The 13,023-nt window shown below is 70.8% G+C and carries 11 protein-coding genes and 1 tRNA gene; 5 read left to right on the forward strand and 7 right to left on the reverse strand.

Going from position 1 to position 13,023, the window contains the following annotated elements; translation table 11 throughout:
* Window positions 1–158: 158 nt before the first annotated feature.
* A complete protein-coding gene (locus OHT76_RS22005; protein ID WP_328872561.1) occupies window positions 159–4,127 on the reverse strand; it encodes an nSTAND1 domain-containing NTPase in 3,969 nt (1,322 codons plus the stop codon).
* Between the two features lie 428 nt (window positions 4,128–4,555).
* Here OHT76_RS22005 and OHT76_RS22010 point away from each other — a divergent pair, with 428 nt between their 5' ends.
* A complete protein-coding gene (locus tag OHT76_RS22010) occupies window positions 4,556–5,770 on the forward strand; it encodes an amidohydrolase family protein (RefSeq protein ID WP_328872562.1) in 1,215 nt (404 codons plus the stop codon).
* A 50-nt stretch (window positions 5,771–5,820) separates the two neighbouring features.
* Complete coding sequence (locus tag OHT76_RS22015) at window positions 5,821–6,015, forward strand: ferredoxin (RefSeq protein WP_328872563.1); 195 nt, start codon at window positions 5,821–5,823, stop codon at window positions 6,013–6,015.
* On the opposite strand, the gene OHT76_RS22020 is transcribed toward OHT76_RS22015, so the two are convergent.
* The 3 genes from OHT76_RS22020 to OHT76_RS22030 form a co-directional block, all read right to left on the reverse strand.
* On the reverse strand, window positions 5,988–6,767 hold the full coding sequence (locus tag OHT76_RS22020; protein ID WP_328872564.1) for a glycosyltransferase family 2 protein: 780 nt from the start codon (window positions 6,765–6,767) through the stop codon (window positions 5,988–5,990). The genes OHT76_RS22015 and OHT76_RS22020 overlap by 28 nt on opposite strands.
* Window positions 6,764–7,348, reverse strand: a complete 585-nt coding sequence (locus tag OHT76_RS22025; protein WP_328872565.1) for a UTRA domain-containing protein — start codon at window positions 7,346–7,348, stop codon at window positions 6,764–6,766. Before OHT76_RS22025 ends, OHT76_RS22020 begins: the two co-directional genes overlap by 4 nt.
* Before the next feature lie 118 nt (window positions 7,349–7,466).
* On the reverse strand, window positions 7,467–7,823 hold the full coding sequence (locus tag OHT76_RS22030; protein ID WP_328872566.1) for a DUF6344 domain-containing protein: 357 nt from the start codon (window positions 7,821–7,823) through the stop codon (window positions 7,467–7,469).
* A 329-nt stretch (window positions 7,824–8,152) separates the two neighbouring features.
* On the opposite strand from OHT76_RS22030, the gene OHT76_RS22035 reads away from it, so the two are divergent.
* Both OHT76_RS22035 and OHT76_RS22040 read left to right on the forward strand, forming a co-directional pair.
* Window positions 8,153–8,281, forward strand: coding sequence for a DLW-39 family protein (locus tag OHT76_RS22035; protein ID WP_003999697.1), 129 nt, complete (start codon window positions 8,153–8,155; stop codon window positions 8,279–8,281).
* Window positions 8,282–8,378: 97 nt separating this feature from the next.
* Entirely contained in the window at window positions 8,379–9,734 is a 1,356-nt protein-coding gene (locus OHT76_RS22040; protein ID WP_328872567.1) for a hypothetical protein, read from the forward strand.
* An 85-nt stretch (window positions 9,735–9,819) separates the two neighbouring features.
* Here OHT76_RS22040 and OHT76_RS22045 read toward each other — a convergent pair whose 3' ends face one another.
* Together OHT76_RS22045 and OHT76_RS22050 are read right to left on the reverse strand one after the other, a co-directional pair.
* The gene (locus OHT76_RS22045) at window positions 9,820–11,118 is read right to left on the reverse strand and encodes a serine/threonine-protein kinase (protein WP_328872568.1); all 1,299 of its coding nucleotides are present in this window, start codon (window positions 11,116–11,118) and stop codon (window positions 9,820–9,822) included.
* A gap of 208 nt (window positions 11,119–11,326) precedes the next feature.
* The gene (locus OHT76_RS22050) at window positions 11,327–11,875 is read right to left on the reverse strand and encodes a helix-turn-helix domain-containing protein (RefSeq protein WP_328872569.1); all 549 of its coding nucleotides are present in this window, start codon (window positions 11,873–11,875) and stop codon (window positions 11,327–11,329) included.
* 183 nt (window positions 11,876–12,058) lie between these two features.
* On the opposite strand from OHT76_RS22050, the gene OHT76_RS22055 reads away from it, so the two are divergent.
* A tRNA-Ala gene (locus tag OHT76_RS22055) sits at window positions 12,059–12,131 on the forward strand.
* 160 nt (window positions 12,132–12,291) lie between these two features.
* Here the strand turns inward: OHT76_RS22055 and OHT76_RS22060 are convergent.
* Window positions 12,292–12,990: a DUF5324 family protein gene (locus OHT76_RS22060; protein WP_328872570.1), complete on the reverse strand. Its 699-nt coding sequence runs from the start codon at window positions 12,988–12,990 to the stop codon at window positions 12,292–12,294.
* Between the last annotated feature and the right edge of the window lie 33 nt (window positions 12,991–13,023).

Here is a 13,023-nt window from a genome sequence, read left to right on the forward strand (position 1 = left end):
TGGCATTCACGAACGGCGCGGCGCATGAAAAGACCCGATCGCTGGCGACGGGGGATGCACCAGCGATCGGGCTGTGCCCCACAGTAACAAGGCTGGTTGAACGGCGGGAGGCGGCCGTTCCCTGACGGGTGGGGGTTGTGAGCGGGATCACGTTCCCGTCAGCGGTCGCACGGGGGGTCGTAGGAGAGGCGGGAGAGGTATTCGTGCCACTTCTCCTCCGTCAGGACGCCTCGGGTGGTGGCGCAGATACGGCGGACGGCTCGGTCGACGTCCAGGTTCCACAGGCGGACCGTGTCGGTGCCGCTGGAGACGCCGAGCATGTTGCTCTTGGGGCTGAAGGACAGGAAGTTGCCCGTCTTGGCGTTGGGGCTCATCGACTCGCCGATGGGGGCGGCCTCGGAGGGGGTGGCGACCTTCCACAGGCGGACCGTGTTGTCGTTGCCACCGCTGGCCAGGGTGCGGCCGTCCTGGCTGAACGTCAGGGAGACGACCGCCTCCGTGTGGCCGGTCAGCGTGGCGGCCGGGCGCCGGGTCCCGGCCGGGTCCGTGACGTCCCACAGGCGGACCGTGTCGTCGTCGCTGCCGCTCGCGATCGTGCGGCCGTCGGGGCTGTAGACGAGGACGTTGACGGGGCCCTCGTGGGCGGTGAGCGAGGAGCCGAGCGGGGTCGCGTGCCGGGGGTCGGTGGTGTTCCACAGCCGGATCGTGCCGTCTGCGCTGCCGCTGGCGAGGGTGCGGCCGTCGGTGGAGAAGGCGAGGGTGTTGACGTAGCCGTGGTGGCCGGTGAGCGGGGGGCCGTACGGGGTCGGGCGGTGCGGGTCGGAGATGTTCCACAGCTGGAGGGTGCGGTCGTCGTAGGCCGTGGCGAGGGTGCGGCCGTCAGGGCTGAACGCCAGCGCGTCGGGGCCCATGAAGCGGGTGCGCAGGGTCAGGGGCGGGCCGTAGGAGACCGGGCGGGTGGGGTCGGAGACGTCCCAGAGGTAGACCGCGCGGTTGCCCGTGAGCACCGCGAGGGTGCGGCCGTCGGGTGAGAACAGCAGGGAGCGCTGGCCGCCGTCGTCGGGCATGAAGGGCTTGTTGAGGCCCGCGGGGCGGTCCGGGTTCTGCACGTTCCACAGCCGGACGCTGCCGTCGCGGGCGGCCGTGGCGAGGACCCGTCCGTCGGGGCGGAAGGCGCCGCTGCGGCCGAACATGTCGGACGTCGGGATCGACCACAGCCGCACCTTGCTGTCGCCGCTTCCGGTCGCCAGGGTCTTCCCGTCCGGGCTGAAGCCCAGCGCGTACATCTCGCCGCTGCTGCCCGCCAGCGGCTCGCCGACCTGGGAGGGATAGGCCGGGTCGCTGACGTTCCACAGGCTCGCGGTGCTGTCCGCGCTGGCCGCGCCGAGCGTGGAGCCGTCGGGGCTGAAGGCCACCGACCAGATCGGTCCGGTATGGCCGGTCAGGGGCGAACCGAGCGAGGTGGCGCGGCCGGGGTCCGCCACGTCCCACAGGCGGACGGTGTCGTCGGCGCCGCCGCTGGCCAGGGTGCTGCCGTCGGGGCTGAAGGCGACGGAGTGCACCAGGTCCGTGTGACCGGTCAGCCGGGTGTCGTACGACGTGGGGCGGCGCGGGTCGGCGACGTTCCACAGCTGGATCGTGTCGTCGTCGCCGCCCGCGGCCAGGGTCTCGCCGTCCGGGCTGAACGCCACCGAGCGCACGGCGGCCTTGGCGCCCGTCAGGGTGCTGACGGTCTTCGGGCGGTCCGGCCCCGAGACGTCCCACAGCCGGACCGTGCGGTCCTCGCTCGCGGAGGCCAGGGTGCGGCCGTCCGGGCTGAACGCGATCAGGTAGATCGTCCCCTTGTGGCCGGTCAGGGGGGTGCGCAGCGGCTTGGGCCGGCTGGGATCCCGTACGTCCCACAGCCGGATCGTGCCGTCGTCCGCCGCGCTCGCGAGGGTGCGGCCGTCGGGGCTGAAGACCGCGCTGCTCACCCAGCTCGTATGGCCGGACAGGGGTTTGCCGAGCGGCTTCGGGCGGCCCGGGGCGCTCACGTCCCAGAGCCGGACCGTGCGGTCGTAGCTGGCGGTCGCCAGGAGCTTGCCGTCGGGGCTGAAGGAGGTGAGGTAGACGGCGCCGGTGTGGCCGAGGAGCGGAGTGGCCAGCGGGGCGTTCACGATGGAGACCAGCCGGTTGTTGGTGCCCTCGTCGTCCGGGCGCAGCCGGTGCGCCACCAGGTCGAGCTGGGCCGACAGTGACGGATCCGTGTACTGGACGCGGTCCGCCTCGGCGACCACCTGCTCGAACACGGCGTCGTTGCGCTGCTGCCAGGCCACCACCGCCGAACCGACGGCCACCAGCGCCAGCACCACCAGCGCCGACACCGCGCCCCGGCTGATCCACAGGGTGCGCCTGCGCAGCCGTACCGAAGCCGCCAGGAACTCCACCGCGCTGCGGGTCAGGAAGGTGTCGCCCGCCGACTTCGCCCAGCTGTGGGCCTGTTCCAGCCGGGAGCCCCGGTAGAGCAGGGAGGAGTCGCGGTGGGAGTCCTCCCAGGAGCGGCCGTCCTCCTCAAGGCGCTGGCGCAGCAGGTTGCCGCCGCGGTCCTCGTCGATCCACTCGCGCAGCCTCGGCCAGGCGTGCAGCAGCGCCTCGTGGGTGATCTCCACGGTCTCCGCGTCGAGGGTCACCAGTCGGGCCTGGACCAGCGCTTCGAGGGACTCCTCCGTCTTGCCGGGGTCCGTCGACTCCGCCGCCAGTTGCCGCCGGGTCCCGCGCCTTCGGGTGGCCTGGGTGTCCTCGCCGAGCCGCACCAGCCGGAGCAGCAGCAGCCGTGCCGCCGTACGGGCCGCCGGGTCGAGCCCTGACCAGGCCCGCTCGGCGGTCGCCGCGACCGCGCCCTGGATTCCGCCGGCGGCGCGATAGCCGGCCAGGGTCAGCCGGCCGGACTTGCGGCGCTGCCAGGTGGCGAGGAGGGCGTGCGAGAGGAGCGGCAGCACGCCGGCGTCATGGGCGCCGCGCGGGCCGTCGGCGCTGACCTCACGGATGATCAGTTCGGCGAGCCCGGGTTCGAGTTCGAGGCCGACCGCCTTGGCCGGGCCTGTCACCGCCTCGCGCAGCTCGGTGCCGGTCAGCGGGCCGAGCACCATGTGCCGGTGCTGGAGGGCGTCGGCGAGTTCGGGATAGCCGAGACACTGTTCGTAGAAGTCGGCGCGTATGCCGAGGACGACGAGTGCGGGGGCCGGGCCGCCGTCGGCGGCGGGCGAGGAGGCGGCGTGCAATATCTGGATGAAGGTGTGCCGATCCCGCTCGTCGGCGCAGAGGGTGAACGCCTCCTCGAACTGGTCGACGATGAGCACCGGGCGGCGGTCGGAGAAGGCTGTGATGGCCTCGCGTACGGCGGCCGCGAACTCCGGGCTGCCGGGTTCGTGTTCTGGCGCAGGGGTGGATGTTTCACGTGAAACACCGGGTGCCGCTCCGGCCAACTCGGGGATACGGCCGCTCAGCTCCGCCAGCGGATCGGCTCCCGGGACGAGCTGAAGCACGTCCCGCGCCTCACCCAGGGCGCCGTTCTGTACGGCCGTCACCAGACCGGCGTTGAGCAGTGACGACTTTCCGGCACCTGAGGCGCCGACCAGCATCAGCAGCCCGCCGGTCCGCTCGGCCGCCCGGAGCTGGTCGACGAGCGCGGCGGTGCTGCGTTCCCGGCCGAAGAACCAACGGGCGTCCTGCTGACGGTAGGAGGCAAGCCCCCGGTACGGGCAGACGCTCACCGCGGGGGGCGGCTCCTCGGCCTCCTCGGAGGCGACCGGGTCGGCCACCGCCCGCTCCCACAGCAACTGCCACTGCGGCAGGTCGTACAGACCGGGGGACACCGGCGCGGGACGAGCGCGCCGCGCCTGCGGGATCAGGACATGGAGTACGGCGGCCAGGGCGGCGAACTGTGCCGGGACGTTCTTCGCGCGTCGCCAGTCGCTGATGCGCTGTGCGGACACCCGTACCGGACGGCCCCGTTCGTCCATCCGCTGGAGCTGGACGACCGCTTCGGAGACCCGCTTGAGCGGCGGGTTGCCGGCCTCCCGGTACAGGAGCGCAAGGCGTTCCGCGAAGGCTGTGCGTGCCCCTGAGTCGGAACTCAAGGCCTCCACCCCTTACTTTCCCCGCACCTGGACGTCCGGACCGGAAAACTCACTCTATACGGCTGACCTGCGCTAAAGCCCTGTACGGAAAACCGCAGCCTCCTCCGGAAGGGCCCCAACTGGCAGGATCACACCGCGTAGCCAGTCAACCGCGCGTCGTCCGGAGAGGCTGCCGGCGTCCGCCGCCTTTGCCGCAGTGACGGAGAACGATCCCCGTCATCCGCGAGCCCGCAGACCTTCCGAGCCTTCGGTCCCCGCTCCGGCGTGGACCGACTCCAGCGCGTCGTTTGGCACCGGTCCCCGCGAGGGGAGGGACCGGTGCCGAACGACGCGGCATTCGTTCCCCCTCGCACGGCGCCTGACGCTTGCCGCTTTCACCCCGGGGCCGTACCGTCATTTCTGACGAACCGTCAGATGCGAGGCGGGAGGTAGCCGGCGTGGTCGAGGTCGTGAACGGCACCAGGGAACTGCCCAAGGTCATCAGCGTGGACGATCATGTGATCGAGCCCGCGCATCTCTTCGAGACCTGGCTTCCGGCCAAGTACCGGGACAAAGGGCCCAAACCATTCACCGCCGGGATCGGCGAGCTCGAATACGTGGGCGGGAAGTACCGGTTCACCACCGATCCGGACGGCCAGATCACCGACTGGTGGGAGTACGAGGGCGAGTTCTTCCCGTACAAGCGGATCATCGCGGCGGTCGGGTTCTCCCGGGACGAGATGACGCTGGACGGGATCACCCGTGAGCAGATGCGGCGGGGCTGCTGGGACCCCAAGGCCCGCCTGGAGGACATGGACATGAACCATGTCGAGGCCTCGCTCTGCTTTCCCACCTTCCCGCGCTTCTGCGGCCAGACCTTCGCGGAGGCCAAGGACAAGGAGGTGGGGCTCGCCTGCGTACGCGCCTACAACGACTGGATGGTCGAGGAGTGGTGCGGCGACAGTGGCGGCCGCCTCATCCCGCTCTGTCTGATCCCGCTGTGGGACATCGACCTCGCGGTCGCGGAGATCCATCGCAACGCCGCCCGCGGGGTACGGGCGGTGACCTTCAGCGAGATCCCCACCTATCTGGGCCTGCCCTCCATCCACTCCGGCTACTGGGACCCCTTCTTCGCGGCCTGCGAGGAGACCGGGACCGTCGTGAACATGCACATCGGGTCCTCCTCCCAGATGCCGGCGGCCTCCCCCGACGCGCCGCCCGCCGTCCAGGCCTCGCTGAGCTTCAACAACGCCATGGCGTCGATGATGGACTTCCTCTTCTCCGGGGTCCTGGTGAAGTTCCCACGGCTCAAGCTCGCCTACAGCGAGGGGCAGATGGGCTGGATCCCGTATGCCCTGGAACGCGCCGACGACGTCTGGGAGGAACACCGGGCCTGGGGCGGGGTGAAGGACCTGATTCCGGAGCCGCCCTCGACGTACTACTACCGGCAGATCTTCTGCTGCTTCTTCCGCGACCGGCACGGCATCGAGGCGATCGACACCGTGGGGGTGGACAACGCCACCTTCGAGACGGATTATCCGCACGTCGACTCGACCTGGCCGCACACCAAGGAGGTCGCGGCCGAGCATGTGGCGGGGCTGTCGGACGAGGTGACGTACAAGCTGATGCGCGGGAACGCCATCCGGATGCTCGATCTGCCCTTCGACCGCTGATTGACGGCCCCGCGCCAGGGGCAGTCACCCGGTGAGAGACGGGAGTGCAGATGACGAAGGTCTCCGTGGACCCCGAGCGGTGTTACGGCTCCGGCGAGTGCGTCTACCGGGTGCCGTCCGTCTTCACGGTGGCGGACGGGTTCGGGGCCGTCAGGGCGGGGCGTGAGGACAGTGGGGGCGAGCCGGAGGTGCGGGAGGCGGCGGAGCTCTGCCCGTCTCAGGCGATCGTGATCGGCGAGTCGTAGGTCCATCGGGTGGCGGCGAGCGCACGCGCGCGTGCCTCCGCCACCGCCATCCGCGCCGCCCGCTCCGCCGGATCGATGTGCGAGGCCTGGCCCGTGGCCTGCCCCTCCCACTTCCGGTACAGCAGCCCGACCTCGGCCGAGAACCAGCCGCGGCTGACCGCGTTCAGGGCGAGCAGCAGCCCGGTGTCCTCGGACGCGGGCAGCGCCATCCAGCCGCCGAGGGCGAGCAGCAGATCCCGGCGGACGCAGAGCGAGGCCGGGTGGACCTGGGCGCGGAAGTCATTGGCCCGCCAGAAGTCGAGCACCGCGCCCCGCTCGATCGGTCCCTCCTCGGGGTCGCCGGGAAAACCGGCGGTGGAACCGTCGGGCAGCAGATCCAGCACCCGCGAGGTCACCCATCCGATGCCGGGATTGGCCTCCAGCACCGCCAGATCACGGGCGAGCGCCCCCGGCGTCAGCCGGTCGTCGGCGTCCAGCACCTTCACATACGGCCCGTCCGCGTGCGCGAGCGCGATGGTACGGGCGACCCCGGGCCCGCCGGACCTGCCCTGCCGGAAGGCGACGCGGGCGTCGTCGGGGACGTACGGCGCGACGGCCTCACTCCTCCCGTCCTCCTGCACGACCCAGTGCCACTCCCAGCCCTCGGGCAGCTCCTGCGCGCACAGCGACGCGTAGGCCTCCGGCAGAAAGCGGGCCGACGGGCCGTGGACAGCGGTGACGATGATGACGCGCCGGCGCACTGCGGCACTCACCACCTTTCCAGGTGAGTGGTGAACAACAGCTCGGTGCGGTCGCCGGGCAGCGTGACAAGGGAGACCTCCACGACACGGTCATGGATGTCGTACGACGTCTTGCACAGGACCAGCACCGGGGCGCCGGCGGGCAGTTCCAGTTCCCGCGCCTCGGCGGGCGTGGGCGGACGGGCCGTGACGCGTTCCTCGACGCGGTCCACCTCGATGCCCACGGTGTGCAGTTGGTGCTGCGTGCCGCCGGGCCAGGGTTCGCCCGCCGGGTCGAGGAGGTCGGGGTTCGCCGCGATCAGGTCGCGCCGGAGATAGGACGTGATCAGGCTGAAAGGGGCGCTCTCGGCGGCGCGGCGCGTGCGGTAGGAGCGCTTGAGGAGCGGGGTGCCTACGGGGACGCCGAATACTTCCGCGAGTTCCTCGCTGGCGTCGGTGTTGTCGTACTCGGCGTGGAAGACCAGATCGGAGCATTCGAGCCCGGTGTCGTGCTCGGTGGCTCCCCTGCCGGCCCGCTCGGATCGCGGGCGGCGCACCCGGTTCTTCTCCCACTGGTGGCGCCGGCTGTCGCGGACCGCGGGCGTGCGAGGCATGGGTCCAGGCTACGACGAGGCCCGGCCACTCGATCGAGTGGCCGGGCCCGGGTTGAGGGCGGAGCTGTACGCAAGTTCGCCGGGATGGGCAGGGGGATATGGGGCGGTACGGGTCCTGTCAGCGTTGGAGCGGGATGTGCGTGTCCTCGGCCGGGGGTACCTCGGAGTCGCAGTCAGCGGCGGCCGCTTCCTCTTCCGTGTCCGCGGGCGGGCGGTGGCGGCAGCTCGGTGTCTTGCCGTGCGCCTCGGCGCGGATGCGCTGCTTCATCGTGGGGGGCAGTGACCTGGCGTAGGACCAGGCCCAGTGGGACATCGCCGGCACCGTGATCTGCGCGGTGCTGTCGCTGTTGCGGGTCGTCTCGGTCCGGGGTACGGCCGCGGCGGCGGTCGTGGTGACGAGTCCGAGCGCCGTGCACAGCGCGAGGAAGGCGGTGACGATGGCGGTCCACAGCTTCATGACCTTGTTCCGGGCCATGGCCCCTCACTTTCGGGTTGGGCGATTTGCGTACTTTCCTCATGATGTGTATGGGGGCCGCGAAGTGGTGGACCTACGCCCGTGGCGCGTCGATGTTCAGATGAACACCACTCGGATGGGTGCAAGGAGGTGGAAAAGCGGAGAAGAGCGCCCAAAGTCACCGTCTGTAGGGGTGTGATCACCCTCAGATCGGAGCGCCGAGTTCCGGTCCTACTGCGGTCCACCTGTGGGCAGTTGGGGGGTCCGCACAGGGTCACCGATCGATATCGGTCGGTGTGTATAGTCGGGCGCCAGAGGTCCCCTACGTCAACGAAAGACGAGGTCGCGCGGTGAAGAAGCTTCTCCTGGTCGCACTGGCCGCCATCGGCGGGCTCCTCGTGTACCGCCAGATCCAGGCGGATCGCGCCGAGCAGGATCTGTGGACGGAGGCGACTGACTCCGTGCCCACGGGTTCGTGAGTATCGACAACCTGATCTGAGAACAGACCCCGACCGTATTGCGGTCGGGGTTTTGTGTTGCCGATTGTGGGGGTGCCGTGCGGCCGGGGTGGGCAGGATGGGGCACGTTCCGCGGTCCGGCGGCTGGTTCGGTGACGAGAAGGGGTGGCGCGTGATGGGGCGGCGTACGGCATGGTGGCGTGCGGTGTGCCGCGTGGCCGTGGTGGGGGCGGTGCTGTGCGGAACCGGAGCCGGGGCCGGCGGGTCCGCGGTTGCGGCGGGGACGCCGACGCCTTATGCCTTCTCGCCGGACGCCACCACCGTCCCGGGCGTCGGGAGCACCGCGGACGCCGTACGGCTTGAATCCGGTCGGACGTACCGGAGCTCCCTCCCGGTGAGCGAAGACGTCTACTACCGCCTCGAGCTCGACGCCACCTCCAGCGCGTACGTCTCCGCCACCGCGGTCCCCCCGGCGGACGCCGTCGTCTCCGCCTCCGACGGGATCCGGGTGTCGGTGCAGGATGCCGACAGCCGCTCCTGCAACTCCGAGACGGAGAACTTCGGCGGCGGCAGCAGCGCACGTCCGATCACTGCCGTGGCGATGCGGGAGCGGTCCGCGACGCGTACGCGGTGCGGGGAGGCGGGCACGTACTACGTGGTCGTCGAGCGGGTGGGCACGACGACCGCCGACGATGTCGACTGGGACCTGGAACTCGCCACGTTCTCGGAGCCCCCGCTGGCGGAGGCCGCACCCAGTAGTGCCCCCGAGGCCTGGGACTCAGCCTCTCCCACGCCGCAGACGGGCGAGGCGGTACGGCGGTCCGGTGGCGCGGGGTTCGCCTCGGCCGTCTCCGTGGGGCAGGGCGTCTGGCGCTCGGATATCTCACCCGGCCAGACCGTCTTCTACAAGGTGCCGGTCGGCTGGGGGGAGCGGCCGCACGCGTCGGCCGAGCTGGCGAGTTCGGGAGAGGGCTCCCGGGTGGTCGTGGGGGCGCTGGAGCTGTCCGTCCACAACCCTGTGCGTGCGCCTCTGGACGACGTCAGTCTCAACTACAACGGCAGCCAGCGGTCCGCCTCGCTCGATCCGTTGCCGCCGGTGGCGTACGAGAACCGGTACGGGAGCACCGACCAGGTCAAGGGGATGCGGTTCGGGGGGTCCTACTACCTGGTCGTGCACCTGGGCGCGCAGGTGGCTGAGCGGTTCGGGGACGGGCCGTTCGTTTTGACGCTGCGGGTGCGGGTCGACGGCTCGAAGGGGGGCGGTCCGGTTTATGAGGGGCGGTTCCGGCCGCAGGATGTGTTCGCGTCGCCTGTGGGGGTGGGGGAGCCCGGTGTGGTGCCTTCCGGGGGCGGGGGCGCGGGGGACGACGACGCCTTGATGACGGTGGTCGCGGTGAGCGGCATCGGGGGTGGGACGGTGATTCTGGCCGTGCTCGGGGTGTGGACGGGCCTGGGGCGGCGGAGGGCGTCCTAGCGTCCTGGCGTCGGGCCGGGGGCGCCCTCGGGTCCTGGCGTCCGAGCGTCCGAGCGTCCGGTGGAGGGCGTCCTGGCGTCCGCGTTCAGATACGGGCCAGGGCCCAGAATCCCGTGGCGTAGCAGGCCAGGGCGAACAGCAGCAGGGGGATCGCGACCTTCGCGGGCGGTCCGGGGCGGCGGGCGGCCATACGGGCGGCTCGGCGGCGGGCGGTGCGGTGGCCTGTCGTCGGAGTGGGAACCTCCGGGACCTGAGCGGTGTACGAAGCAGTAGAGGCAGTTTCGGAACTCCGGTGCGGAACCGGGGTGGGGGGCTGCGTGGGGTACTGCGGGACGTACGAACGGGGGCTGGACAGGACATGGGTGGGGCCGTACGGGGATTGCTCCTGTTCCTGGAGCTGATGCTGGGGTGGTGCCTGAGGTGGCGGCAGGGGGAAGCTGCCGGTGTCCGACATGCTGGGCATGGGTTTCGGCGGGGTGGCGGGTTCCACTCCCGGCGCCTGCTTGAGCGGCCCATGGGGCCCGAACCCCTCCGGCAGCGGCCCGACTTGGTCGAAGATCTCGATGACATCATCGTCAGGGCTCGGCTGCGGCAGGAGCTCGGCCGCCGAGGCGAGCGCCTTGCGGGCCCCGGTCGCCGTGCGGAACCGCGACTCGGGATCCGGCTGCAGCAGCGTCGCCACGACCTGCCACAGCGGCTCGGGAATCCCCTTGGGCGCCCCCGGCGTGCCATGCGCCGCGAAATACTCGATGAGCGCCTTGGCATCCGGCTTGGCGCCCTCCAGCAGATACAGCGCCACCAGACCTACGGCGAACAGGTCCGCAGGGAAGTCCGGTTCCGCGCCCAGCAGTTGCTCGGGCGCGAGGTAACCAGGCGTTCCCACCACGAGGTTGGTCTCGGTCAGCCGTGGTTCGCCCAGCCGCATCGCGATGCCGAAGTCGGAAAGACGCAGCCGCGGCCGACCCGTGCCGGTGGCTTCCAGCAGCACATTGGCAGGCTTGATGTCGCGGTGCACGACGTCCTCCGCATGCACCGCGGCGAGCCCCGACAGGAGTTGGTCGAGCAGGGTGCAGACGAAGGGCGGCGGCAGGGGGCCGTAGTCGCCGACCAGATGGACCAGCGAACCGCCGGCGACCAGGTCCATGGTGAACAGGACCTTGTCGTCGTCGGCGGCCCAACTGGCGGGGGCGAGCACATGGGGGTGGTCGATCCGGAGAGCCTGCTCGCGCACGAAACGCAGCAAGGAGTGCGCGTCGCTCTGCTGGAGCACCTTGGCGGCCACATACCGGCGGCGGCGGTGATCCCAGGCGCGCCATACGGCGCCCACCCCTCCGCGTCCGATCGGGTCGACCAGTTCGTACCGCCCGGCGAAGACCTCACCCATGGCTGTGCGTCGCTCCTCCCCCTCCGCTTACCCCCCTTGCTTCCCCCTCGACGAGCGATACGACTCCCCCTCACGCCGTGAGATACCGCGCGCTGCGATTCCCTTCAGCCCTGAGGCGGGACCCCTCCCGCCGTAAGACGCGAACCCCCTCGCGTCTTACCTCCGCCTCCCCCTCCGCCGAACCCCCTCCGGCGACCGGGACGCGGGGTCAGCTCTGGTGGGACTGGTAGTGCGCGACCGCGTCGGAGGTGCGGCCCGCGCCGTACACCCGCAGGAACTCCGCGAGCTCCGGGTGCGTCGGGGCGAGAGTGTCGGCGGCATCGATGATGTCGCCGGCGGCGGCGACCGAGCGCAGCAGCGACTGGATCTCGCGGACCACCCGCTTGACCGTGGGCGCCCCCGAACTGTTCGTCGACTGTGCGGTGTTGCTGAGCACCGAGCCCCCCTGCGACTTCTTGATCTCGTCCATGCGCTCGGTGGCCTCGGCCGCACTCACACTGCCGTCCGCGACCTGCCCCGCCAGGTCCTGCAGCAGCTGCACCCGCTGCACCACGGCCGGATTGCCGATCTTCGCCCGCTGACCGCTCATCAGCTGCGACAGCATCGGTGCGGACAGTCCCAGTACCCCCGCCAGACGAGCCTGGTTCAGACCAAGATCGTCTATAAGCTTACGGAAGAGCGCCCCCAGCGGCTCCCCGTACCAGTTCCGCTGCAGTTCCCGCGCTCTCGCGGTCGCTTCCTGCTGTGCGGCGTCCATTGCGTCTCCCCATCGCTTCCCCAGAACCGCGGTTCGCTGTCGCGAACCACGCGGAGCATCTTACGGAGAGTGGTCGGCCATCGGGACCCCCAATCTTTTTGCGAGATACCCCGGGCGACCCGGTACTCTGGTTCGCGGCGCCCACCGGATGCGTGGTTCTTCCGGCTGGCCGTCACCCATCCCGGGGCCTTAGCTCAGTTGGTAGAGCGCTGTCTTTGCATGGCAGATGTCAGGGGTTCGACTCCCCTAGGCTCCACAAGTAACGCCCCTGACCTGCGGTAACGCGAGGTCAGGGGCGTTTTTGTGCGCGGTGGCCGACATCTGGCGCCGGGTTTCACGTGAAACAGCCCCGCGGGGCGGGAAACCCCCGACAGGTCTCCCGCCCCACGGGGCGCTGTGCTCAGAACGCCGTCAGCTCACGGGCGTTCCTCGCGATTCGCGGCCTCCTCGGCCTCCTTCGCCTCGACCTCCGGGTCGAGGACCGAGGGGGCACTGCCGTCCACCGAGGTGAGGTGGCCCGATTCAGGGACATCGGTCGCGGCCGGGGGCTCGACCAGCCAGTCCGGGTTGGCCTGCTTGTCCCACCACTTCCAGGCGGCGAAAGCAGCGCCCGCCAGCGCACCCGCGACCAGCAGCGCCTTCGCCAGCCGGCCGGCCCGTGCCCGGCGATCGTGCTTGCGGGCCAGCTTCTGGATCTCCTCCGGCGAGACCTGACCGCGCAACGCGGCCAACGCGGCCACACTGCGCGCCGCAGCCTCGTCCTTCATGGGCCCGGCCACCGCCACCGCATGCTCCAGCCTCGGCCGCGAATAGTCGGCCGCCTGCCGGGCAGCGATACGGGTGCGCAGAGCGGCCTCATGAGCGGCATGGTCGACCTTCGGCGGCACATGGGTGCGGGCCTGCTCCAGGCGCGGCACGACGTGGGCGTCGTACTGCACACGGGCCTGCTCAGCGGCCTGGGACACCTTCGGCGCGAGCCGTACGCGTGCCTCGTGTGCATAGTGCGTGGCCGAGTCCTTGGCTGTGCCGGCGTAGGGCGCCACCACTTCCGCGGCGTGCCGCACGCTGTCCTTCGCCGAGCCGGCTGCGGCGCGCACGCTGTCTTTGCGGGTCACGGTTCCTCCTCCTCGGTGGCGTTACGTATTTCG

The organism is Streptomyces sp. NBC_00287 (assembly GCF_036173105.1).
GTDB lineage: Bacteria > Actinomycetota > Actinomycetes > Streptomycetales > Streptomycetaceae > Streptomyces.